18 protein-coding genes, 1 tRNA gene and 2 rRNA genes are annotated in these 23,805 nt (G+C 53.6%); 16 read left to right on the top strand and 5 right to left on the bottom strand.

Going from position 1 to position 23,805, the window contains the following annotated elements; all coding sequences use genetic code 11:
- The 3 genes from K0B87_01485 to K0B87_01475 all read right to left on the bottom strand — a co-directional run.
- A 23S ribosomal RNA gene (locus K0B87_01485) occupies positions 1-2,981 on the bottom strand; the annotation flags it as partial.
- 100 nt (positions 2,982-3,081) lie between these two features.
- Positions 3,082-3,157, bottom strand: a tRNA-Ala gene (locus K0B87_01480).
- A gap of 55 nt (positions 3,158-3,212) precedes the next feature.
- Positions 3,213-4,762, bottom strand: a 16S ribosomal RNA gene (locus K0B87_01475).
- 363 nt (positions 4,763-5,125) lie between these two features.
- On the opposite strand from K0B87_01475, the gene queC reads away from it, so the two are divergent.
- The 16 genes from queC (at position 5,126) to K0B87_01395 (ending at position 22,868) form a co-directional block, all read left to right on the top strand.
- Positions 5,126-5,809 carry a 7-cyano-7-deazaguanine synthase QueC gene (queC, locus tag K0B87_01470; GenBank protein ID MBW6513409.1) on the top strand — a complete coding sequence of 228 codons (684 nt, stop codon included), beginning with the start codon at positions 5,126-5,128 and terminating at the stop codon, positions 5,807-5,809.
- A gap of 12 nt (positions 5,810-5,821) precedes the next feature.
- Positions 5,822-6,799 carry an asparaginase gene (locus tag K0B87_01465; protein ID MBW6513408.1) on the top strand — a complete coding sequence of 326 codons (978 nt, stop codon included), beginning with the start codon at positions 5,822-5,824 and terminating at the stop codon, positions 6,797-6,799.
- A 14-nt stretch (positions 6,800-6,813) separates the two neighbouring features.
- Positions 6,814-7,935: a glycosyltransferase family 4 protein gene (locus tag K0B87_01460; protein MBW6513407.1), complete on the top strand. Its 1,122-nt coding sequence runs from the start codon at positions 6,814-6,816 to the stop codon at positions 7,933-7,935.
- Positions 7,936-9,219: a glycosyl transferase gene (locus K0B87_01455; protein ID MBW6513406.1), complete on the top strand. Its 1,284-nt coding sequence runs from the start codon at positions 7,936-7,938 to the stop codon at positions 9,217-9,219.
- Positions 9,220-9,276: 57 nt separating this feature from the next.
- Positions 9,277-9,540: a 30S ribosomal protein S20 gene (gene rpsT, locus K0B87_01450; GenBank protein ID MBW6513405.1), complete on the top strand. Its 264-nt coding sequence runs from the start codon at positions 9,277-9,279 to the stop codon at positions 9,538-9,540.
- Between the two features lie 108 nt (positions 9,541-9,648).
- The gene (locus K0B87_01445; GenBank protein MBW6513404.1) at positions 9,649-10,320 is read left to right on the top strand and encodes a transglycosylase domain-containing protein; all 672 of its coding nucleotides are present in this window, start codon (positions 9,649-9,651) and stop codon (positions 10,318-10,320) included.
- Positions 10,321-10,333: 13 nt separating this feature from the next.
- Complete coding sequence (locus K0B87_01440) at positions 10,334-11,644, top strand: DUF2851 family protein (GenBank protein ID MBW6513403.1); 1,311 nt, start codon at positions 10,334-10,336, stop codon at positions 11,642-11,644.
- Between the two features lie 150 nt (positions 11,645-11,794).
- Entirely contained in the window at positions 11,795-12,595 is an 801-nt protein-coding gene (locus K0B87_01435) for a hypothetical protein (GenBank protein ID MBW6513402.1), read from the top strand.
- Between the two features lie 13 nt (positions 12,596-12,608).
- The gene (locus tag K0B87_01430) at positions 12,609-13,754 is read left to right on the top strand and encodes a hypothetical protein (GenBank protein MBW6513401.1); all 1,146 of its coding nucleotides are present in this window, start codon (positions 12,609-12,611) and stop codon (positions 13,752-13,754) included.
- Positions 13,754-14,452 carry a hypothetical protein gene (locus tag K0B87_01425; protein MBW6513400.1) on the top strand — a complete coding sequence of 233 codons (699 nt, stop codon included), beginning with the start codon at positions 13,754-13,756 and terminating at the stop codon, positions 14,450-14,452. The genes K0B87_01430 and K0B87_01425 overlap by 1 nt, the downstream gene beginning before the upstream one ends.
- Positions 14,449-15,303, top strand: coding sequence for a hypothetical protein (locus K0B87_01420; GenBank protein ID MBW6513399.1), 855 nt, complete (start codon positions 14,449-14,451; stop codon positions 15,301-15,303). The genes K0B87_01425 and K0B87_01420 overlap by 4 nt, the downstream gene beginning before the upstream one ends.
- Positions 15,296-15,934, top strand: a complete 639-nt coding sequence (locus K0B87_01415; GenBank protein ID MBW6513398.1) for a hypothetical protein — start codon at positions 15,296-15,298, stop codon at positions 15,932-15,934. Before K0B87_01420 ends, K0B87_01415 begins: the two co-directional genes overlap by 8 nt.
- Before the next feature lie 18 nt (positions 15,935-15,952).
- Positions 15,953-17,488, top strand: a complete 1,536-nt coding sequence (locus K0B87_01410) for an AMP-binding protein (GenBank protein ID MBW6513397.1) — start codon at positions 15,953-15,955, stop codon at positions 17,486-17,488.
- A 55-nt stretch (positions 17,489-17,543) separates the two neighbouring features.
- Positions 17,544-18,188 (top strand): class II aldolase/adducin family protein, encoded by a 645-nt coding sequence (locus tag K0B87_01405; protein ID MBW6513396.1) that lies wholly within the window; start codon positions 17,544-17,546, stop codon positions 18,186-18,188.
- Between the two features lie 44 nt (positions 18,189-18,232).
- Positions 18,233-19,420, top strand: a complete 1,188-nt coding sequence (locus K0B87_01400) for a sel1 repeat family protein (protein ID MBW6513395.1) — start codon at positions 18,233-18,235, stop codon at positions 19,418-19,420.
- 652 nt (positions 19,421-20,072) lie between these two features.
- Entirely contained in the window at positions 20,073-22,868 is a 2,796-nt protein-coding gene (locus K0B87_01395) for a choice-of-anchor D domain-containing protein (protein MBW6513394.1), read from the top strand.
- Between the two features lie 110 nt (positions 22,869-22,978).
- On the opposite strand, the gene thiS is transcribed toward K0B87_01395, so the two are convergent.
- A complete protein-coding gene (thiS, locus tag K0B87_01390) occupies positions 22,979-23,182 on the bottom strand; it encodes a sulfur carrier protein ThiS (GenBank protein ID MBW6513393.1) in 204 nt (67 codons plus the stop codon).
- Positions 23,183-23,184: 2 nt separating this feature from the next.
- Entirely contained in the window at positions 23,185-23,802 is a 618-nt protein-coding gene (gene thiF / locus K0B87_01385) for a sulfur carrier protein ThiS adenylyltransferase ThiF (protein ID MBW6513392.1), read from the bottom strand.
- Between the last annotated feature and the right edge of the window lie 3 nt (positions 23,803-23,805).

Genomic DNA, 23,805 nt, shown 5'->3' with positions numbered 1-23,805 from the left:
AGGGACCGAACTGTCTCACGACGTTCTGAACCCAGCTCGCGTAACTCTTTAATCGGCGAACAGCCGAACCCTTGGGACCTTCTTCAGCCCCAGGATGAGTTGAGCCGACATCGAGGTGCCAAACACCGCCGTCGCTATGGACGCTTGGGCGGTATCAGCCTGTTATCCCCGGAGTACCTTTTATCCTTTGAGCAACGGCCCTTCCATTCAGGACCGCCGGATCACTAAGACCTGGTTTCCCACCTGCTCGACCCGTCAGTCTCGCAGTCAAGCTCCCTTATACCTTTATGCTCTGTGGCTGATTACCAACCAGCCGGAGGGAACCTTGGCAAGCCTCCGTTACTCTTTCGGAGGCGACCGCCCCAGTCAAACTGCCCACCTGGCAATGTCCGATCGCTTTACGATCGTTAGTAAATCAATACAATAAGGGTGGTATTTCAACGTCGGCTCCACACACACTAGCGTGCACGCTTCATAGCCTCCCACCTATCCTACACATACTGCACCAATTTACAATACCAAGCTACAGTAAAGGTTCACGGGGTCTTTCCGTCCGTTCGCGGGTAAGCGGCATCTTCACCGCTACTTCAATTTCACCGAGCCCCTGGTTGAGACAGCGCCCAAATCGTTACACCATTCGTGCAGGTCGGAACTTACCCGACAAGGAATTTCGCTACCTTAGGACCGTTATAGTTACGGCCGCCGTTTACCGGGGCTTCATTTCGAAGCTTCTCCCTCTTTTACGGAGTGCAGGATCGTGGATGCGTGCAGACGTGGAAGCGTGGAAGGGTGGAAGCATGTAACCTTGCTATGGACTTGCGATCACAAGTCCCGGCCTTGGTTGCACGTTTTCACGGCATATTTCACGTTTTCACGATCTGTTTCACCTTGTCACGAACCTCTGCGCTCGGTAAAAGAGGGATGACCTCTCCATTTAACCTTCCGGCACCGGGCAGGTGTCAGTCTATATACCGTGGGTTTCCCCTTCGCATAGACCTGTGTTTTTGATAAACAGTCGCTTGGGCCTCTTCACTGCGGCCCCCTCTCGCTTGGGATGTTCTCCTTCACGATAACGGGGCACCCCTTCTCCCGAAGTTACGGGGTTATTTTGCCTAGTTCCTTAACCAGAGTTCGCTCGAACACCTTAGGATATTCTCCTCGCCCACCTGAGTCGGTTTGCGGTACGGTCTGTGCATGACTGAAGCTTAGAAGCTATTTCTCGGCGACGTCTGTACACGGGCTTTGCGGCTTGCGCCTCGTCCCACGCCTCGGAGTATGCGTGACCCGGATTTGCCTGGATCACCTCCTACACGCGTTCAACTGCTATTCCAACAGCAGTCCCCGCTGCACCGTCGCGTCACTCCATCGCATCATACACAGGTTCAGGAATATTAACCTGATTCCCATCAGCTTCGCTATTCGCTACACCTTAGGGGCCGACTAACCCTGAGAAGATTAACTTTACTCAGGAATCCTCGGGCTTGTGGTGTGCGGGTTTCTCACCCGCATTGTCGTTACTCATGCCGACATGGTCTCTTGTGCTCGCTCCAGCATATCTTACAATACACCTTCGGCGCAGGCACAATGCTCTCCTACCAGCAACGCGCAAGCGCGCTGCTCCGCAGCTTCGGTAAGATGCTTATAGTCCCGATTATCTTCGGTGCTCTACCACTCGACCAGTGAGCTGTTACGCACTCTTTAAATCATGGCTGCTTCTGAGCCAAGATCCTGGCTGTCTGGGCAATTGAACATCCTTACGCACTAAGCATCTATTTGAGGACCTTAGCTGACAGTCTGGGTTGTTCCCCTCTCGCACGTGAAGCTTATCCCTCACGCCCTGTCTCCCAGGTATTGATTAACGGCATTCGGAGTTTGATTGGGTTCAGTAAGCTTGTGAGCCCCCTAGCCCATTCAGTGCTCTACCTCCGTTAATGTCCACCTGAGGCCATACCTAAATATGTTTCGGAGAGAACCAGCTATCTCCGGGTTTGTTTGGCCTTTCACCCCTACCCACAGTTCATCCACCGCTTTTTCAACAACGGTTGGTGCGGTCCTCCAGTTGGTTTTACCCAACCTTCAACCTGACCATGGGTAGATCACCCGGTTTCGGGTCTAATACCATAAACTTCACGCCCTGTTAAGACTCGCTTTCGCTACGGCTCCGTGCCTGTAACACTTAACCTCGCTTATGACATTAACTCGTCGGCTCATTATGCAAAAGGCACGCCATCACCAGCGCCAACGATATCCGTGAAAATCGTGGAGCAGTGGAAACGTGTAACATCCGGCCAAACCTCGCATCGAAGGCTTGAACCCGGGTTACACCCTTTCACGCTTGCACGTTTTCACGAACATTGTTGGCGCCAGCTCTGACCGCTTGTAGGCATACGGTTTCAGGTTCTATTTCACTCCCCTCCCGGGGTGCTTTTCACCTTTCCCTCACGGTACTGCTACGCTATCAGTCACCAAATGTATTTAGCCTTACGAGATGGTCCTCGCGGATTCACCCAGGATTTCTCGTGTCCCGGGCTACTCGGGATCCGGCTACCAATATCAACCCATTTCGACTACGGGACTTTCACCCCCTGCGGTCGAACTTTCCAGATCGGTTCGTCTATAAGTTGAGATCAGATGTCGCCGTCCCACAACCCCGGCCAAAAGGCCGGTTTAGGCTCTTCCCCGTTCGTTCGCCACTACTGAGGGAATCGTTTTTACTTTCTCTTCCTGGCGCTACTAAGATGTTTCAGTTCACGCCGTTCGCCTCCAGCACCGATTGAACACCCCATTCCGCTTCCCATTATCAGGAAACAGGGATGGTCAATCGGTGCCGGATGACAGGTCTTCAACCTGCCGGGTTGCCCCATTCGGAAATCCCCGGATCAAAGCTCGCTTACAGCTTCCCGGGGCTTATCGCAGTTCGCCACGTCCTTCTTCGCCATTTGGTGCGTAGGCATCCACCATACGCCCTTTGTGCTTTCACCAATGTATCCTTGTGTGTTATACTCTCTCTCTCACCGCGGATCCACTCTATATTCTGGTAAAGATCTAATCTAAACTTGTATGTATAAAAATGTTTATTGATGGTGGAGAATGACGGATTCGAACCGACGGCCTCCGCCTTGCAAAAGCGGCGCTCTCCCAGCTGAGCTAATTCCCCTTTATCATTATAGAGGTAGGAATGGAGGAAGGCTTCTTGCCTTTTTGCACCTTATAAAGGAGGTGATCCAGCCGCACCTTCCGGTACGGCTACCTTGTTACGACTTAGTCCTCCTCACGAAGCACACCTTCGAAAGCTGCTCCCCTTGCGGGTTGGCTCACCTCCTTCGGGTGCACTCCACTCGGCTGACTTGACGGGCGGTGTGTACAAGGCCCGGGAACGTATTCACCGCGTCATGATGTTACGCGATTACTAGCGATTCCAACTTCATGAGGTCGAGTTGCAGACCTCAATCCGAACTGAGGTAGCTTTTCTGAGATTCGCTCCACATTGCTGTCTCGCTCCCCTCTGTAACTACCATTGTAGCACGTGTGTAGCCCCGGTCATAAGGACCATGATGACTTGACGTCGTCCCCACCTTCCTCTGCGTTGTTACCGCAGCGGTCCTTCCAGAGTCCCCAACTTAATGATGGTAACTGGAAGCAGGGGTTGCGCTCGTTGCGGGACTTAACCCAACATCTCACGACACGAGCTGACGACAGCCATGCAGCACCTGTCTCGAAGTTCCGGCAAGCCGGCACTCCCTCATCTCTGAAGGATCCCTCGGATGTCAAGACCGGGTAAGGTTCTTCGCGTTGCTTCGAATTAAACCACATGCTCCACCGCTTGTGCGGGCCCCCGTCAATTCCTTTGAGTTTCAACCTTGCGATCGTACTCCCCAGGCGAATCACTTATCGCGTTAGCTACGGCACCGAATCCTCTACGAAACCGACACCTAGTGATTATCGTTTACTGTGTGGACTACCAGGGTATCTAATCCTGTTTGATACCCACACCTTCGCAGTTTAGCGTCAATAACGGCTTGGAAGACTGCCTTCGCCTTCGGTATTCCTCCTGATCTCTGCGCATTCCACCGCTACACCAGGAATTCTGTCTTCCCCAACCGCATTCCAGATCCACAGTATCTAATGCCGTACAACGGGTGAGCCGTTGCCTTAAACTTTAAACTTATGGATCCGCCTACCTGCCCTTTACGCCTAGTAATTCCGGACAACGCTCGCAACCCCCGTGTTACCGCGGCTGCTGGCACGGAGTTAGCCGTTGCTTATTCATATGCTAATATCTCTACACCCATGCTATTTACATGGATGTCACTGCTCACATATAAAAGAACTTTACACCCCGAAGGGCTTCTTCGTTCACGCGGCGTCGCACTATCAGTCTTTCGACCATTGTAGACTATTCTCGACTGCTGCCTCCCGTAGGAGTCTGGGCCGTATCTCAATCCCAGTGTGGGCGACCACCCGTTAAGGCCGCCTATCTATCATCGCCTTGGTAAGCCGTTACCTCACCAACTAACTAATAGAGCGCAGGCTCATCCCCAAACGGCAGCCCGAAAGCCACCTTTCAAATGTCCAAAAAGGACACTCACATCCGGTATTAGCCCAAGTTTCCCTGGGTTGTCCCCGTCTTGAGGGTAGATCACCTACGTGTTACTCACCCGTTCGCCACTCTCAGATCCCCGAAAGGATCCTACCGTTCGACTTGCATGCCTAATCCACGCCGCCAGCGTTCGTCCTGAGCCAGGATCAAACTCTCCATCATTTTATAATGATTGAATTGACAAGAGCTTTTCCTCTCATTCCCACTCTATAAACTGTTAAAGATCTAAGCGTTCTCAAATCTTGCGATCATCAAACGCACGTTTAGTCATAACTTTTCAGGGCCGTATTTTTGTCAATGGAAAAATTGCACCGAGCCGCATTTATTTTATTTTAGGACGCGCAACTGATTGTAGGGCATGGCAATAAAGATCAACGAAATAATTCTGGCAGTCCCCTTCCAGGATCTGAGATCAAGGTGGTTGACAGCTTTCATTGGATTGCGGACTTGGATTTTCTCCAGCGAAAATTCCGCACTTGACACAAACAGGCTGGTCCAATAAATGATAAACTGGATGGGAGAAGAATGAAAACAGAGCATAAAAGAGCAATAGTCCTCCTGAGCGGAGGAATGGACAGCTTGGTCACCGCCGCGGTCGCAAACCGTGACTGCGACGAGCTAAACTTTCTGCATGCCAGCTATGGCCAACGCACCCAGGCCAGAGAATTGGCAAGTTTCCAGGCCATGAGCGAGCACTACAAACCCCGGCGCAGCGAGGTCCTGAACTGGGATTGGTTTGAGAGGATCGGCGGATCGGCCCTGACCGATCAAGCCATGGAAGTTCCTGTTCATGGCCACAGCCAAGGGATTCCGATGACATATGTGCCCTTCCGCAACGCCAATTTGCTTTGCGCCGCAGTGGCCTGGGCTGAGGTCATCAAGGCCAGCTACATCTATATTGGGGCCGTGGAAGAAGACAGCAGCGGTTATCCCGACTGCCGGGAAGTGTTTTTCCGTGCCTTCCAGGAAACTATCACGGCCGGCACCCGGAACGACTGGGAAATCCGCTTGGCCACTCCCGTTTTGCACCTGAGAAAAACAGAGATAGTGAAACTGGGCAGGGAACTAAAAGCACCCTTTGAGCTTTCCTGGAGCTGCTATGTTGGCAATGAAACTGCCTGTGGCGAATGCGACAGCTGCCGGCTGCGCCGGAAAGCATTTGAACTGGCGGGGGTTGAAGATCCGATCCCATACCGCAACAAGAGATAAAGAAGACCTGCGATGAAAAAGAACATACTGATCATCCTGACCGGCGGAACGATATCCATGACCTCCAAAGGTTCGCTGGGCGTGGTTCCCAGCTCGGAACTGGCGGGGATATTACACGAATTTCCGCAATTGGAAAGCGTTGCCAATGTGGAGGTGCTCGATCATTTGAATCTCCCCAGTCCTTACATCACACCGGAGATGATGCTCGAACTGGCACAATTGATCGATCTGAAGATCATTGATTATGATGGAGTGGTGATCACTCATGGTACCGATACTTTGGAAGAATCTGCGTTTCTTTGTGATCTGGTCCTGACTACCCGCAAACCGGTGGTTTTCACAGCGGCCATGCGCAGCGGCAGTGACATCGGCTTGGACGGGCCACGCAACATCATCGGAGCGGTGAGGGTTGCCAGCCACCACGATTCTGCCGACAAGGGCGTATTGGTCGTGATGAACGATGAGATCCACACAGCCAGGGATGTCGTAAAATCCGATACCGGCAAGGTGGACGCCTTTCGCTCCATCGGATACGGGCCCTTGGGCAGCGTCGATCCGGATGCCATCGTATATCACCGTTCTGCTTTATACCGGGAAAACGTCTGGACCGACAAGCTCGACACCGCCGTTGACCTGATCAAGGCAGTGGCCGGCATGGATGGAAGATACATCCAAAGCTCCCTGGCAAACGGCGCCAAAGCCATAGTGATCGAAGCTTTCGGCAGAGGCAACGTGCCCCGAAGCCTCATTCCTGACATCCAGGACGCGCTGGCCAGGAATATTCTGGTGGTGATCAGTTCACGCACCTACACTGGCAGAGTGCTCTCAGAATATGGATACGAAGGCGGCGGAAAACATCTCTCCGATCTGGGCTGCATCCTGGCGGGTGATCTGAAAGGCGTCAAGGTTCGTCTCAAGCTGATGGCACTGTTCGGAAAATACCAGGATTCCGAGGTGGTGAGGCGTTTCTTTCTGCAGAGCAGGAACTAGAGGCAGGAGGATCGATGCGACAGGAAATTTGGAAAATAGCCATGCTGGGGCCCGCGCCTCCTTTTCGGGGCGGGATATCGCAATTCGCCCTGATGCTCGCCACAGAGTATCAAAGGCGGGGATACAATGTCAAAATGTTCAATTTTATCAGGCAATATCCCCAGATCCTTTTCCCGGGCGATTCCCAGACCACAGAGTTCAGTTCCCAGCCAGACCTGGACATCGAACCGGTGTTCACGCCCTATCTTTGCGGAACCTGGAATAGGGCCGTACAAGAGATCCGGAATTTTGAACCCGACGTCGTGATCGTTTCCTATTTTTTGCCCTGGTTCGCCCCCTCCTATGCCTGGATCTGCAAGCGCTTGCGGGGTATCAAGATCATCTGTCTGGCGCATAATGTTGATTTTCATGAAAAGTGGCCTGGGGCGGATGTCTTGACCAAAGCCTTTTTCAAGCATTGCAACAGGATCGTGGTCTTATCCGGGGCCAGCTTCAGAGACCTCCAGCGCAAAATGCCTGCGGCGGTCTCCTCCCGAGGCCTGCAGGCTTTTCATCCCATTTATGATTGTTATGGTGAAGTTGCGGCTTCTGACGGAAACAAACAGCCTGGAGACCCCACCCTGTTGTTTTTTGGCCTGATCAAGGAATACAAGGGGCTGGATGTCTTGCTCAAAGCAATGAAAAAGGCGGCCGGCAAGGTTTCCGGATTGAGGCTCATAGTTGCGGGCGAGGTCTACGGCAATCCAGCCCAATATCGGAAAATGATCCGGGAATTGGGGCTCGAAGACCGCGTGGAAGCGCATTTCCGTTACGTTACCGACCTGGAGATCGGAGGATTTTTCCGCAGCAGCCATGCTTGCGTACTGCCTTATAAAAGCGCCACGCAAAGCGGCGTTATCGCCACATCCTACAGTTTCAACGTGCCTGTGATCTGTTCAGACGTGGGCGGTTTGAGCGAGTATGTGCTGGCAAACGAAACTGGATTGTTGGTCCCTCCCAATGATCCTGATGCTTTGGCACGGGCGATCATTCGTTTCTTCAATGAGGGCTTGTTCCAGCCCATGAGCGCGAACATCCCGGCCTTCAAAGAACGCTATTCCTGGCAGACTCTGGCCGACATGATCCTGGAAGCCTGAATGCGCCTGCTTTTGATCACCTATTATTTTCCGCCCTGCGGCGGCGCTTCCGTGCAACGATGGTTGAAATGGCTGCCAGACCTTGTGCAAAGGGGGTTTGAGGTTACCGTTCTCACGACTCGGTCCGGGGATTATCCCTATCTGGATGATAGCCTGCTGGCAGAAATACCGCCTGAAGTCAAGGTCCTGCGCTCCCACGCACCCAGTTCCGGAAAGATCTGGAAATTGTTGATGGGCAGGAATAGCTCCCTTCCCCACGGAAACCTCGGTTCCATGAAAAACGCGGGGTTGAGGCACAAGATCATAGTCTGGCTCCGCTTGAACCTGGTCATACCGGATCTGCGCAAAGCATGGAACCCCAGTGCATACAAAACTGCGGTTGAGCATTTGCGCCACAACCCCACCGATATCGTGATCACAACCGGACCGCCCCACTCCACCCATTTGCTGGGCCTGAAACTCAAACAAAGGCACAAACTCAGATGGGTGGCGGATTGGCGGGATCCCTGGACCTCGATCTACTACCTGAAACTGAATCCGCCCTCAGCCCTGAGCATGCGCATCCACCGGCATCTGGAACGCAAAGTGGCCCTGGGTGCCGATCTGAATACCGTCGTCTCTGAGTACCTGGCAAAACAACTGCCAAGTGTTAACTCAAGTGTGGTCTACAACGGTTTTGATGCTCGCAAGTTTGATTCCTTGAGAGATCAGACCTTTGGCAATGAAAACGGGACCACCTTCAGGTTGAAGTATGTGGGAAACATCACGGAAGGCCAGGAAATTGGGCTCCTTATCCGGATGATAGCCGAAGCGCTGCAGGGTGAGAGGTATCAGCTGGTTTTCATTGGTACGCGCCTGAGTGATGAGCAGAGAGAATTGCTGCGGGATTTGATGCCCGGAAGCCATTTGGCCAGAGACTTCGTACCGCACCAGGAAGCCTTGGCGGAAATGGTCGATTCCGAAGTTTTACTGCTGTTGATCAACTATTATGAGGGCTCGGAAGGCATGCTAACCACCAAACTATTTGAATACCTGGCCTCAGGAACCAAGATCTTCTGCCTTGGCCCCAAAGGCGGGGAAGCGGAAAAGCTCATTCTTGGCTACGATGCAGGGGCATTCCTGGATGCGGAAGACACCAAAAACGGCCAGGATTACCTGAGAAAGCTGTTCAAGGCCTGGGAGCGGAAAGAGGATATCGAGAATCACAGGGATGTTTCTGCCTTAAGCTCACAGAATCAGGCACTTAAGCTGATCAAACAACTCGAGGGTATAAAAAGGGGTTGACAGAAACTGACCCCATTTATCTTTGTGACAAATGATTAAGAATATAAGAGGATAACCATGCCCCAACACAAGTCACCGCTAAAAAGAATGAAGACGGACGCCAAGCGCCAGGCCCGCAACAACTATGTCAAACACACTCTCCGGACTCTGGACAAGCAGATCAGAACCGACATGCCCGCTGAAGAGAAGAAGGCCATGTTGGATAGGATCTACTCCGAGCTGGATAAAGCCGCCAAGAAAGGTGTTATCCACAAACGCACAGCGTCCCGCCGCAAAGCCCGGGTGGCCGCTTTCATGAACAAAGAACAGGAAAAGGCCTGAGACAAGTTTTTCAGGCACCAGGATGGAGAGTTCAAAAGCTCCTGGCTGTCCGATTATAATCCTGCTTTCGCTTGCCTACTCACCCCATTGGCAAAATGAAGATTGCATATGAAACGTAAGCGCAGCCTGGTTGCACGGATCTTGCGTTTCATCCTGGGCCTGCATCTCTGGTTTTGGGCGATCATTGCCGCGCTTAGCCTCCTTTACAGCTTTGTGAACCCACCCGTGACGCCTCTGATGCTGCAAAGATACCTGGTCAGAGGCTATGACTGGCATAAACGCGAGTACATCAAGCTGGAGCATATCCCCCGCAGCACGGTCAACATGACCGTCACGATCGAGGACGGCAACTACTACAAGCATTTTGGGTTCGAATGGGAGATGATCAAGCAAGCCTGGCAGCGGAACCAGAAATCAGGCAAAATAAGGTTTGGGGCCAGCACCATCAGCAACCAGGTGGCTCGGACGATCTTTTTGACCACGGACAGAAATCTGCTGCGCAAATACCTGGAAGTTCAGGTGACCCTGATCATGGAACTGCTCATGAGCAAAGACCGCATGCTGGAACTCTATCTGAACTATGTCGAATGGGGCAAGGGAATTTACGGCATCCAAACCGCGTCTCTCCACTATTATGGAACCGGATGCCAAAACCTGGGCCGTGACCGATCAATGAAGCTGATCTCGATCCTCAGCAGTCCGATCAAACATTCTCCCCAAACCTACTATCAATCACGCTCAGCCAGGCAGCGCTACACCATGCTGCAGAGATACTATTAGTTCGTTTTCGCCGATGGAAGAGAAATTCCTCTACCATATCTGGGACGCCGGGCATCTGCTCACTCCGCTCAAAACTGTGAGCGGAAAAACCCTGCAAGTGAGTTACCAGGGCCAATACAACACCAACCGGGGCCCGGATTTCCGCAACGTGATCGTTTCCCTGGACGGTGAGATACTAAGGGGCGACGTGGAAATCCATATCAACAGCTACGATTGGAACGCCCACGAGCATCACGAGGATCCCCATTTCAACAATGTGATCCTGCATGTGGTAATGAATGCCGGCAAGCAGCAAATCACGATCAAGCAAAACGGGGAAACTGCCGAGATCCTGGAACTCAAGGACCAACTCAGCGAAGACATCCGCAAGCTGCTGGAATCTCCGCTTGTCCCCTCCGGCGAGGACCGGTCGACCTATTGCGAGCTCCTTTCAGCAATTGACAACGACCGGCTGCTGAGTATCCTTGCCAATTGGGGATTGCGCCGGTTTAAAAACAAAGTGCGCCGCTTCAACGCTTCGCTGCTGCTAAGCGATTTTGACCAGGTTTTTTATGAGGGCGTGATGGAGGCCCTGGGCTATGACAAAAACAAGCAAAACATGCTCAGCCTGGCCCAAACGGTCCACCTTAAAAGCATCCGCTCCTGGCAAGAGCAGGGCATGACGCCGCTGGAACTGGTCGCGATCTTCTGCTGCGCTTCCGGGCTCCTGGATAAAAGCCAAAATCGCCTGGAAGGGTCGCTGCTCGAACTTCTCCGGCAAACTTATGAGCGCCAAAAGTTCTACGCCAGAAAACTTGATCTGCCCTGGCAATTGTTCCGCATCCGTCCTGGTAACCATCCAATTTACCGCATCTTTGCCATGGGCAGCCTGATCGCCAGAACTTCTGAGCAAAGCTTTCTGAATTACTTTCTGGACCAATTTGAAACCGGCAGTTTCCAAGGCGGGAAATCCCGCTCCTCTTTTGCCAGGAGCTTTGCCCAAAGTACCTTGCCTGGAGCTGAAAAGCTGCCCAAACTCGGGCAGGGCCTGATCAGCAGCATCTTCGTCAATATTTTCCTGCCGATCAGTTACATGTATTATGACAAGCATGGCGATGCCGCTTCCCAGCAACGCGTGATGGCTGTGTATGCCGATTTCCCCGCCCTGCAGGAAAACCACATCACCCGCTTCATGGGCAGATACATGAGTGCCACGCACAGCAAGCTCGCTAACTCCAAGACGATATACCAGCAAGGCTTGATCGAGATCTTCCACCGTTTCTGCCATTATCACCTGTGTGCGGAGTGCGTGAATTCAATCACCGAGGAAGCGCCTCGCCCATGATCGAGCTTCGGTTCTGCCCGCGAAAAAAACTTGACGCCCTGGCCGGCATTTCTAGCGTGAATTTTATTCTTCCTATTCCAAGAAAACTGCCCTTGAAGCGACTTTGGTGTTCAAGCTGCCAATGACCTGCATACTGTTAAAAGGAACTATATGAAAATTAAGCATCTAATTCTGGCGATCCTGATCGGGTCCTTGTTTGTGGCTTCCTGCAAGAACAACGACAAGAGCAAGTTTCCGGACGCTCGCAACAGGGTCACCCAATTCGCTCCCATAGGTTCGTTCAAGTCGATGTTTCTCGCCCTTGACGGCCTGGGCAAAACACAAGAAAGTTTCTCGATAGGCATGATCGCCCCTTCCGCCCAGGATACGCTGCACAACGCTTTTGCCTGGGGCGTTCTGACCACGGACCTCCAATTGGCTGTGTTAAACCGGAATGGCCGTCAATTGGACGCGCTGCTGGCCCAGATCATTGGCTTGGGGCCCAAACTGGGTCTGGAGGACATCTCAGCAAAGCTCAGAGACAGTGTCAAACCGATGCTGGACTCAGAAGACTGGCCGATCCTGGAAAACACTCTGTACAACATGCAGTACTCCGTGGAGCAGACTTTGTTCGACAAAGAACGTTATGAAATGTACACTGTCATGTCCCTGGGAAGCTGGACAGAAGCCACAAACCAATTTGCCCGGAGAATGGGGGATGCTCGCAACGCAGACAGCTCCAGATTGCTTCTGCATCCGGAAACCTGGCAAAGCCTGTTGGATAACTTTCGTCTGATCAGTGACAAGCAATACACTGCGTCACCCGCTTTCCAAACAGCCCTTAAAGAGCTCAAGTCATTGGTGAAATTGATGGAAAAGCCTCCCGAGGAATTTCTGACCGGGGAAGAAATAGGCTCGATCATCAGCTCAACGTCAGCCATCAAAGCTGCCTTCGTCAAAGCCAAACCATAGAATTGGGGTATACATGAAGATTTTTTTTCTTGCCATTTTGCTCTCCCTCCTATCGCTCTCCTTGGGCGGGCAGGAAGCGCAGGCTGAGAAGTTCTCTGCAGAAGACCATCCCTGGGATGACGGCACGGCTGTCCTGCTCAAGTGGGACCTGGGCGGCCAGCGTGATTCCCTCAGCCTGCAGAAAGCGGATTCCCTGGGAGTCTACCAGGAGTTCTACAACGAGTTTGACCTCAGCCTGCAGTCGAACGAATTTGCCGTTGTCGGCCAATACAAGGATTCCAGCCTCAGTCCCGACACAGCCTATAAATACAGGTTGGTGGCCTATAGCCGGGACCGGGCCGACAGCGTGAGTTTCCTGGCCGAAACTGTCACCCGCCAGCAATGGTTCGCCATGGAAAAGCTATCCATGCTCATCCTGCTGACGCTCATCTGCGCGGCCATTCTCTACTATATTTTCTCTGCAAGGCGCGGTAAAGAGCTATTCATAAGGCGCATCGGTGGTTTGGACAGCATGGATGAGGCGGTCGGCCGGGCCACGGAAAAGGGCAAGCCGATCCTCTTTGTTCCCGGCATCAGCGATCTGGGCGACATTCAGACCATCGCGGCGCTGAACATTTTGAACCACCTGGCCGTCAAATCAGCGGAATACGGAGCGGAACTTCTCGTGCCCTGCCGCTTTTCCATGGTGCTCTCCGCTGCCCGGGAAACGGTCAAGGAAGCCTTCATGAAAGCCGGCCGGCCCGACGCCTATCGCGAGGAAAACATCTTTTACGTCACCGACGACCAATTCGGATTTGTCGCCGGTGTGGACGGAATCATGCTGCGGGAGCAGCCGGCGGCCAATTTCTTCCTGGGTGCCTTCTGGGCTGAATCCCTGATCCTGACGGAAACGGGTTTCGGCACAGGCGCGATCCAGACCGCGGGAACCGGGCAGCCCCACCAGATCCCCTTTTTCGTGGTTTCCTGCGATTACACCCTGATCGGCGAGGAGCTGTATGCAGCCTCGGCTTACCTTTCGCGCGATCCGCAACAGCTTGGAAGCCTCAAAGGCCACGACTTCGGCAAGCTGATGGTCATCGTTCTGGTCTTGGTGGGCATCGTGATGGAGATCGCCGGCTGGGGCTGGTTTAAAGAATTTCTGGCGGGAGGAAACGGATAATGAAAAAGAATGTACCCCTGATCCTGGCTTTCATCTCCGGCATGCTGATCCTCGTGGCCGGCTTCATTCCCCATTATCCGTTTGCCATGCTGGAAGAAACTCTCACCAATTGGTTCATGATCATCTCCAGCTTCGCCATCCTGCTTGGCCAAAGCAGCCTGATCCAGGCAAACGTCACCCGTGTGGCGCGCCGCAGCCCCAATTGGCAATATCACCTCGCCGGCCTGATCAGTTTCGGCCTGATGGTGGCCTTCGGTTTGCTGTGGGGAATGGAGCACACGCCTGGAATATTTGGCCATGGAGAGGCCGTGGTCCGCAATCTGGGTATCAAACCCTTCGATTACGTTTTTGAATACGCCTACATGCCCCTGTCCGCGACCATGTTTGCCCTGCTGGCTTTCTATATCGCCTCCGCGGCTTACAGGGCCTTCATCATCCGCAGCTTCGAATCCAATCTGCTGATGATCACAGCCGTGATCGTCATGCTGGGCAGAACAAGCTTCGCCACCCTGCTCACTAGTTGGATACCCCAGAGTTGGAGCTTCCTGCGCCTGCCCGAGATTACGGATTTCATCATGCAGTATCCCAATACCGCGGCCCAGAGGGCGATCCTGATCAGTGCCTCGCTGGGCATTGTCGGAGCTTCCTTGAGGATCATCCTGGGAATCGAAAGGTCCTACCTGGGAGGTGGCAAATGAGCAAGCTGGACAGAACCCAGATCGAACGCCGGATCGTCTTCCTGGTGCTGGTCATAGCTGTGGCCTTGCCGCTGATTTTTCCCCTTGGCATGAAAACCTATGGAACCCCCCTCACCAAAAAAGCCTACGACCTGGTGGAAAACACACCCCCCAAGTCGGTGGTGATCATTTCCTTCGATTATGACCCCTCCACAGTTACGGAACTGCAGCCCATGGCCCTGGCCGTGATCGAGCATGCCTGGAAAAAGGAGCACAGGGTGATCGCCACGGCAATGTGGCCCCAGGGCTCAAAAATGGCGGACCTGGCCTTTGCTGAAGTGCAGAAGAAATTCAACAATGAGAAGGTCTATGGGCTGGATTACGTTAACCTCGGCTACAAGGTCGGCGGGATGGTCGTGATCCAGGGCATGGGCCGTAATTTCAAGACTGTTTTTCCCAAAGACACCTCCGGCCTGGACTATGAGGACATCGAACTCCTCAGGCCGGTCAAATCCCTGCGGGACATCAAATACGTGGTTTCCCTCTCCGCCGGGGACCCCGGCCTCAGAGACTGGATCATGACGGCCAAGGGCAAGTACGACGTTCCCGTGGCCGGCGGCACCACAGCCGTCAGCGCTCCGGGTTTCCTGCCCTACGTGAATGACCAAAACCAACTCTACGGATTGATGGGAGGAATGAAGGCCGCGGCCGAGTATGAACTGCTGCTGGGCTATGAAGGCTCTGCCAGCCTGAACATGAATCCCCAGTCAGTGGCCCACATCCTGATCCTGATCCTCATCGCCATCGGCAATGTCAAGGCCTGGCGCAAAAGAAAAGCCGACGCCAAGCAAGGGGAGGTGAAAAATGGCTGACCTGATGACGGTCCTCGGTATCTGGCTGGGTGCTTTCTTCACCCTCAGCATCTTCAGTTTCCTGTATAAGGACAATCCTTTCTACAAACTGTCAGAGCAGATCTTCGTCGGCCTCTCCGCGGGTTATTGGCTGATCTACACGATCTACAATATCCTGGTGCCCAACCTGTTCAACCTGCTGCTCACCGATTTTGCCAACAACTGGCTGCTGCTCATACCCTTTGCCCTCGGCCTGATGATGCTGTTGCGCATGATCCCCTCCCTGCAATGGGTAAGCCGCTATCCGATCGCCATCATGGTGGGAACGACGGCCGCGATCTATATGCTGCTGAGTTTCAAGGCCGATTTCCTCAGCCAGATCGCCGCCACCATGATCAATCCCTTCAAATTCACTTCCGCGGTGGATGTCGTGGGTACCATCCTGCTGATCATCGGGACCCTTTGCGGGGTTTATTTCTTCTATTTCAGCAGGAAGAAAGAAGGCGTCTTTGCCGTTCCCTCCAAGATCGGAATCTGGTTTTTGATGGTCAGCTTCGGCGCTTCCTTCGGCTACACCGTCATGGCCCGTATATCCCTGCTCATCGGAAGGTTGGATTTCTTGTTGCGGGATTGGCTGCATATCATCCGATAAACCTCAAAGGAGTTTGTTATGTTACAATTGCATCAGCGCTTCATGCAGGTGGCAAAGAAAAGGCCGGGACATATCGCGGTCCATGACAAAGCCACCGACAAAGACTACACCTATGGCAGATTGCTGATCGCCTCGCTGATCCTCAAAGAACACATTGGCAAGATCAAGGGAAAATACGTGGGAATCCTTCTTCCCACCTCGACCGGATGCATGCTGGGCATCATCGGGAGCCTGATGAACGGCAAGATCCCCGTGATGATCAACTATTCCACGGGCGCGATCGAAAACTGCCGCTACGCCAGGGAAAAATGCGGATTCAAGACGATCATCACCAGCAAGAAACTGCTCGATAAGCTGAATCTCCCGGCAATTGACCACATGATCTTTGTCGAGGATATCCTCGCCAAGGTCACCATTGTGGCCAAACTCAAGGCCGCCGCGATCTCCAAGCTTCCCTTTGCCGTCCTCAAAGGAATGGTCCACAGCGGCAGCGAAAACGAGATCAGCGTGATCCTCTTCACCAGCGGCAGCGAAAAGGAGCCCAAGGCCGTGCAGCTTTCCCACCGCAACATCCTGCACAACGTGGATGCCGTGCCCCAATTGGTCAGGCTGGACCACACCGACGTTTTCATGGCCATGCTGCCCCTGTTCCACGTCTTTGGCCTCACCACCAATTTCTGGCTCCCCCTGCTATTGGGCTCGACCATGGTCACGCACCCCAACCCGCTTGAGTATAAAACGATCAGCGAATTGGTGCGCCAATACAAGGTGACTTTCATGACAGCCACGCCCTCATTTTTCTACGGTTACTTGCAAAAATCCGAACCGGGAGATTTCGCCAGCATCCGTTTAGCCATAGCCGGAGCGGACAAGCTTCCCAACAAGGTATATGAGGGATTCATCAGGAAACACGGGATCACGGTGTTTGAGGGCTACGGCACGACCGAGACCTCGCCGGTCATATCCACGACCTATCCTGGGGTACACAAACTCGGCAGCGTCGGCCCACCCCTGCCCGGAGTCCAGGTCCGCATCCAGGACATCAATACCGATAAGGTTCTGGGACCCAATCAGGAAGGAAAGGTCCTCGTCAAAGGCGACATGGTCATGGAAGGATACCTGGGCGATATTGAAGAGACCTCACTCCGCATCCACAATGGCTGGTACGACACCGGCGATATCGGCCTGATCGATGACGACGGCTATCTTTGGCATAAGGGCAGGCTCAAACGTTTCGTGAAAGTGGGCGGGGAAATGGTTTCCCTGGTCAGGGTGGAGGAAGTGCTCAGCCGCCTGCTGCCCGAGGATGTGATCTGCTGCGTGGTCGACGTTCCCAATCCAACCAAGGGCGCGGATGTCGTGGCCGCGGTCGCCAATGGCAATTTCGACATGCACAAGGTGCTCAAACAACTCAAGAAGGAATTGCCGTCCATTGCCGTGCCGCGCCAGTTCTACGTGATCGAGGACATCCCGATGATGGCCAGCGGCAAAGTCAATTTCCGCGCCGTGGAAAAGATCTGCCGCGAACGCAATACAAATGGAGATAAGGATTAGAGACTCTTTAGATCTTGGCGATCTGGTTGCAAATTCCGCTTGGCTACAAGAATTGATGGGCAGGATCAGGGCGGTCGCGGCGCAGATCAATCTGCGCGGCTGGTGCGAAGCCAACGCTGGCAACATCTCCGTCAACGTCAGCCCTGAACTGAACTCAATCATTGGCGACACCGCACAGTGGTTCATCGTTTCCCGCACGGGCAGCCGTTATCGCGATTTGGCCGTCGATCCGCTTTGCAACCTGGTCTTGATCTCGATCCAAAACGGCCTGGAACACATCCATCCCCAAGGGGGAAAACCCACATCCGAATGGCTCTGCCACCTCTCTCTGCAGCAGCATTTCCTCTCAGAGAACCGGGACGACAGGGTCGTCCTGCATTCCCATCCCGCCAGCGTGATCGTGCTTGGCGGTTTGGAACTCTATCAAAACGAGGGCCTGCTCAATCAGGCGCTGGATGATGCCCTGCCGGAACTTCACCTGTATTTGCCTCAGGGAGTGGCCACAACCCCGACATCCCCACCCGGCTCAAAAGAATTAGCCGAATGCAGCCTACGGGCTATCGGCTCCCGCAAGGTTCTGGTCTGGCAGGGCCACGGGATCGTCAGCACCGGCCTGGATCCAGACGAGGCCCTGGACTTTATGGAGGTCGCGGAAAAAGCCGCCCAGGTCCTGCTCCGCAAATTTAGCTTGACGAAATAAGCGCGGCAGGATATTTATGTCCTTACCTTTATAGGAGGTGTGAGATGCGCAAGCTAATATTTATTTTGCTTTGGCTGGCTTTGGCAGCCGTAATATATGGACAGCTCACTTTCACCAACGAGCTGCTCTCAGCGGCCCAGAAAGGTGGGGCGGAAGCGCAGTTCCAACTGGGGATCTGCTATCAGGACGGGCTGGGAGTTCAACAGGATATGATGATAGCCTATCAATGGTACGGCCTCGCAGCCGAGCAAGGCCATCCCGGTGCCCAGAACAACCTGGGCTATTGCTATTTCAATGGCGAGGGCGTGGCGCAGGACAAGAAAGAAGCCGTCAAATGGTACCGCCAGGCCGCTAACAAGGGTCTTGCCGCCGCCCAATTCAGCCTGGGAATGTGTTATGAAACCGGCGAGGGCATAGTCAAAAACAAAAAGGAAGCCCTGAAGTGGTATGAAATGGCCGCTGACCAGGGCCATGCCCGGGCCCAATATTTTCTGGGCAGGCTCTATTGTAACGGCGGTGGAGTGGATCAAGACAAATTTGAGGCCATAAAATGGTTCCGCCTGGCTGCAGCCCAGAATGAGATCGAGGCCATAAACGACCTGGCCTATTGCTATAAATATGGCGAAGGGACCGCTCCGGACCCAAAAGAGGCTGTGCGCTGGTACCGCCGCGGGGCGGAACTGGGTGACGCCCACTCCCAATACAATCTCGGGCTCGCCTACGCCAGCGGCGAGGGTATGAACCAAAACAAATCCGAAGCCCTGAGCTGGTATCTTTCAGCCGCCGAAAAGAACCATCCCGCAGCCCACTACAGCCTCGGCCTGGCCCATCTGAACGGAGAGGGAACCGCCAAAAACGCCACTGAAGCCGAAAAATGGCTGCTTTCCTCTGCCAACCTGAATTTCGCCGAAGCCCAGTATGCCCTGGGCAAAGAGTATTACACTGGCGCCAACCTTGCCAAAAACCACGCCGAAGCCGCAAAGTGGTTCCTGCGGGCCGCCGACCAAGGCCACTCCACCGCCCAATACGAGATCGGGCTTAGCTACGCCTTTGGCGACGGCGTTCCGGAAAACGCCTATGAAGCCTTCTTCTGGCTTTCCCTGGCTGCCGCGAAAGGTGAAGAGGATGCCGTCAGCGCACGTGATCTGCTCGCCTCGGAGTTTTCCGCCAAGGACATCGACAACATCCTCGAGCGGATCGAGGTCTGGTTCGGCGATCATTACACCGAATGAGTCATCAGCCTTGAACAGGCTCAGTACCTGATTTTCCAGTATCTTTACCCAGCTCCTTTGGCCCCCGGAACCAAGATTCCGGGGGTTCTTCTTATCACCCGCTTCCCTATGCGCATTGTTCCAGGCGGATACGTCAGACTGGTAAAGTACATTGTCCGCAAAACCAAGCCGGTTCTCTGAAATTCTTTCTCATTCGCCGTTCCCGCCCTATCCGGCCCCAGGATCACATCTCATTCCCAGGCTACATTCGCCCAACACATCCCCAATGTTGTTCGGGATGTGTACGCTGAGCATCCAATCGGGATGAGAAGAGAGGAAGAGGGCGAGATGGGCTAAAAGGCTGTGATATATGGATGTTGTGCTGTGTGTGGATTTATTTCGCCAAGATCAGGCCCAAAATTGTAAGATTCTGCTTGACAGAATATTGCAGAAGATTTTATTTAGGATAGACAGAGGTTTAATGCGCTTTCATTATGCGCATTGAAGATATTAGACAAGGATTTGTATATGTTTATGGCCCGATTGGATGCCCGGCATCCGGAACTTTTTTGGTTTTTACAAACGTCGTTCTATGATGGAACTGCCAAAAGCAGTCAACCTCAAGGTTCAATACCGCAATCAAAACAAGCAAAATCAACATAAGGAGATACTTATGAAAAGGACAGTTCTGTTTATCGTGTTCCTGGCCATGATGCTGGGAATGAGTTTCACCGCCCAGGCGGCCACATTCATTATTGGGGACGGCACTTCGACCCAAAGTTACATCCCCTTCTACGGGTATTATGATTACAGCTGGAGCAAGGTTATCTACACCGCCGCTGAAATGGCCGCGGCTGGCATGACTGCCGGGGATATCAACGGCATCGGCTATTACGTCGGCAACACTCCTGTCAACTACGTCAGTGTGGACCAACGCGTCTACATGCGCCACACAACTGCCGTGGAGTATGCCTCAACAGACAACACCTACCCCGACAACACTGCGTTTGGGCAGGTATTTCAAGGTGACTATACCTGGAACGGTGAAGGATGGCATAATGTCATATTCAGCAGCGCGTTCAATTGGAACGGCACCGACGGAGTCGAGATCCTTTGGGAAAACTGGGACGGCGTCTGGGCCAGCGGACCTAACTTCCGCTACACATCGACAACCCCAGTCTACAAGGCCGTATACAAATACGCAGACGTCACTTTCCCCGTCACTGCCGGCACCCTGACATATAATCGCGCCAATATCGCCTTCATCACTCCTTCGACTGATCCGATCTTCAGCATTGCGCCCCTCAGTTGGGATTTCGGGCAGGTTGAATTGGGCCTGGCAGCCACCAAGGAATTCACCATCACCAACAACGGCGGTGGCAGCCTCGACCTTACCAGTGTGACCATAGCTGGGGATTATTACAGCATAACCATCCCGCCAACTGACATGAATTTGGCGGAATACGAATCCACAAGTTTCACTGTCGAATTTGCCCCAACAATAGTTGGAACCCATTTGGGCACGGTCACAATCGTACATAACCTGGGTACAGCAACTGTTGACCTGACTGGCGAAGGCTATGTCCGTCCACCCGGATCTACCTGTGGCAATCCTTATCCGATAACTCTGCCCCTGGTTGACTTTGTGGATGACACAGCTCTTTATGGCGATGACTACAGCAGCACTTGGATCACACCAAGCTCCTCATACCTAAATGGAGATGATATGGTGCTGCAGTTCACTCTGACCGAAGCCAGCACCTTGAGCGGAGACCTCACCGCCCTAACCGGAAGCTGGATCGGTATGTTTATCCTGGATAGCTGCCCCGATCCTGACACTCCCGCCCCTGTGCTCAGAAGCGCTACAACCTCAAGCACAAGTTTGACGATGACCCCCGTCGATCTTGCCGCGGGATCATATTTCGTGATCCTTTCCACCTGGCCCTCTCCGCAGTCCTTCCAGTTCAGCCTGAACTTGAGCGCGGTGCCTCTGCCAACTGATCCAGAATTCAGCATCACGCCCACCAGCAAGGATTTTGGCATTGTGTTTGTGGGATCAACCGCTTCTCAAACATTCACTGTGACAAATACGGGGCAAGGAGCTTTGGGAATCACATCCATTGATCTCACTGCCGGTGACACTGGATACTTCTCCATTCTCAACAACACCTATACCGCGCCCCTGGGATTTAATGAAAGCTTCACCTTTGACGTCCAATTTGCTCCCACAATGATTGGCGATTTCGCAGTTACCTTGACTGTAACGGACGACCTGGCCAAGGTGGCTCATGACGTCCCCATCACGGGAACTGGCTACGATGCCACAGTTTACCCGCCTTATGCAGTTGATTTTGCAATTTGGCCTGTACCGGACTGGACGCAACTCAGCTTCTTTTACGGTGATCCCCCAGCCACCGGAACCCAATGGTTTCAGGATGACTGGTTGAACGTAACAGATCCCCTCAATAAAGCCGCCAAGATCAACATCTACGGAACCACGCGCCACGGCTGGCTGATCACTCCTCCCATCGATTTCGGCACCAGAGGCGATTTTGAACTCGTGTTTGACGCTGGCCTGGTTGCTTGGAATCAAACCACGCCTCCCACAGGCACCCAGGACGACGACAGGTTCATCGTGTTCATCAGTGACGATCCCATGATGGCCGATGCCGTTATCCTGAGGGAATGGAACAACACCGGCTCTGCCTGGGTGTTCAATGAAATCCCCGCTACAGGCGCGACCTTCACCATCCCGATCAATGGCGTGACTGGCATCAAATACCTCGCCTTCTATGGAGAATCGACTGTCAGCAATGGCGATAACGACCTGATGATTGACAATGTCTATATCGCCGCAGCCCAGGAACCTCCCACACCCGTGGAACTGAGCAGCTTCACGGCGACTCTGACGGCCCAGAACTATGTCCAGATTTCCTGGACGAGCCAGTCCGAAAGCCAGATGGTGGGCTATCGCGTGTATCGCGGCACCAGTAACGACCAAGCCGTTTCCAGCCTGATCAGCAATTCTCTGATCCCGGCAACCAACACCAGCACGACGCAAACCTACAGTGTGGTCGATGCCGAAGTCGAGATCGGAAATACCTACTACTACTGGCTGGAATCGGTCGACTACCAGAACAGCGATTTCCACGGCCCCGTCAGCGTGATCGTGGAAGGCAACGTGCCGCCGGTCCTGCCTAATGTCACATCGATGAAGAATGCCTATCCCAACCCCTTCAGGGCCAACACTGTCATCGAGGTCGCGCTCAAAGCCGGCGAGACCGGAACCGTGACCATCTATAACGTCGCCGGCCAGGTGGTGAGAAGCTATTCCGTCACGGAAGGCTATCACAACCTTAACTGGAACGGAAGAGATGCCAATGGCCAGGCCTGCGGAAGCGGGATCTACTTCTACAAACTGAGCACTCCATCTGTCAGCCAGACCCGGAAGATGATGCTCGTCAAGTGATCATAACCCGGGCCTCTAAGAGGTCCCGGACAATAAATGAACCCCGGAGTTTCTGCTCCGGGGTTTTTCTTGTTCCTTGAAAACCGATGCGTATCTGGATGGGTGTTTGTTCAGCCGCCGCTGATCAGGTGATAGACGCTTACATCCGCTCCGGAAGGGACTTCAGCCGTTTCCCAATCCTCTTTTTTGACCAGCCGGCCATCGATCTTGATCACCAGCATGGGAAAAGTGTAGTTCATTTTGGCCAGGACGCGGCGCACCGTCATGCCCTCCTCCCATTCCAGATCGTGTCCGTTGACCTTGATGCTGGGCATGGTCAGTCCTTTTGCCCCAAAAGCAGTTCCAGACAGAGATTTGCCTGCATGTTGGCCACCACCGCCACGCGGGCCGAGACCGGGCTGACACCCTCCTGCAGTTCGCTGACTCCATCGCCCACAATGAATAGAGTCCCCAGCCGCTCGGTGTGGATCAGCTCGTTTTTGCCCACTCCCGCGAGACCCGAAGCGGCGATTATATAGCGCTCCGGATACAGGCTCTGCCAGGTTTCGATCAGCATCTCCTTTTGACCGGCATCGTCAAAAGCCTCGATCAGGATGTCCGCCTTGCCAAAGACGCTCTCCAGATTGACCGGGGTGATCCGCACATTATATACGGAAACTTTGGTATAGGGGCTGATGCGGCGCAGAGTGTCCTGCAGCGCGGATACCTTGGGCAATCCCACCTGATTGAGGAAAAACTGCTGGCGATTGAGATTCGCGGCGGAAACCGAGTCGTGGTCAGCGATGATCAGGTTCCCGATCCCAGCCCGGGTCAGGGCCAGGGCCGCGTTTGAACCCAATCCGCCCGCCCCGGCGATGCCGACTGTCGCCTGGCGCCATTTTTCAAGTTGGGCAGGGTCATGCCCGGAAAAGAACTCAGTGTAAAGCTTGTCCATGCG

It is taken from the genome of Candidatus Syntrophosphaera sp. (assembly GCA_019429425.1).
Taxonomy (GTDB): Bacteria; Cloacimonadota; Cloacimonadia; order Cloacimonadales; family Cloacimonadaceae; genus Syntrophosphaera.
Note: the sequence above shows the minus strand (reverse complement) of the source record. Positions and strands in the feature narration are given on the sequence as shown.

What these genes read in the sequence shown, in the direction of transcription:
- queC (MBW6513409.1), top strand. Translation starts at nt 5,126, where the DNA reads ATGAAAACAGAGCATAAAAGAGCAATAGTCCTCCTGAGCGGAGGAATG.
- K0B87_01465 (MBW6513408.1), top strand. Translation starts at nt 5,822, where the DNA reads ATGAAAAAGAACATACTGATCATCCTGACCGGCGGAACGATATCCATG.
- K0B87_01460 (MBW6513407.1), top strand. Translation starts at nt 6,814, where the DNA reads ATGCGACAGGAAATTTGGAAAATAGCCATGCTGGGGCCCGCGCCTCCT.
- K0B87_01455 (MBW6513406.1), top strand. Translation starts at nt 7,936, where the DNA reads ATGCGCCTGCTTTTGATCACCTATTATTTTCCGCCCTGCGGCGGCGCT.
- rpsT (MBW6513405.1), top strand. Translation starts at nt 9,277, where the DNA reads ATGCCCCAACACAAGTCACCGCTAAAAAGAATGAAGACGGACGCCAAG.
- K0B87_01445 (MBW6513404.1), top strand. Translation starts at nt 9,649, where the DNA reads ATGAAACGTAAGCGCAGCCTGGTTGCACGGATCTTGCGTTTCATCCTG.
- K0B87_01440 (MBW6513403.1), top strand. Translation starts at nt 10,334, where the DNA reads ATGGAAGAGAAATTCCTCTACCATATCTGGGACGCCGGGCATCTGCTC.
- K0B87_01435 (MBW6513402.1), top strand. Translation starts at nt 11,795, where the DNA reads ATGAAAATTAAGCATCTAATTCTGGCGATCCTGATCGGGTCCTTGTTT.
- K0B87_01430 (MBW6513401.1), top strand. Translation starts at nt 12,609, where the DNA reads ATGAAGATTTTTTTTCTTGCCATTTTGCTCTCCCTCCTATCGCTCTCC.
- K0B87_01425 (MBW6513400.1), top strand. Translation starts at nt 13,754, where the DNA reads ATGAAAAAGAATGTACCCCTGATCCTGGCTTTCATCTCCGGCATGCTG.
- K0B87_01420 (MBW6513399.1), top strand. Translation starts at nt 14,449, where the DNA reads ATGAGCAAGCTGGACAGAACCCAGATCGAACGCCGGATCGTCTTCCTG.
- K0B87_01415 (MBW6513398.1), top strand. Translation starts at nt 15,296, where the DNA reads ATGGCTGACCTGATGACGGTCCTCGGTATCTGGCTGGGTGCTTTCTTC.
- K0B87_01410 (MBW6513397.1), top strand. Translation starts at nt 15,953, where the DNA reads ATGTTACAATTGCATCAGCGCTTCATGCAGGTGGCAAAGAAAAGGCCG.
- K0B87_01405 (MBW6513396.1), top strand. Translation starts at nt 17,544, where the DNA reads ATGGGCAGGATCAGGGCGGTCGCGGCGCAGATCAATCTGCGCGGCTGG.
- K0B87_01400 (MBW6513395.1), top strand. Translation starts at nt 18,233, where the DNA reads ATGCGCAAGCTAATATTTATTTTGCTTTGGCTGGCTTTGGCAGCCGTA.
- K0B87_01395 (MBW6513394.1), top strand. Translation starts at nt 20,073, where the DNA reads ATGAAAAGGACAGTTCTGTTTATCGTGTTCCTGGCCATGATGCTGGGA.
- thiS (MBW6513393.1), bottom strand. Translation starts at nt 23,182, where the DNA reads ATGCCCAGCATCAAGGTCAACGGACACGATCTGGAATGGGAGGAGGGC.
- thiF (MBW6513392.1), bottom strand. Translation starts at nt 23,802, where the DNA reads ATGGACAAGCTTTACACTGAGTTCTTTTCCGGGCATGACCCTGCCCAA.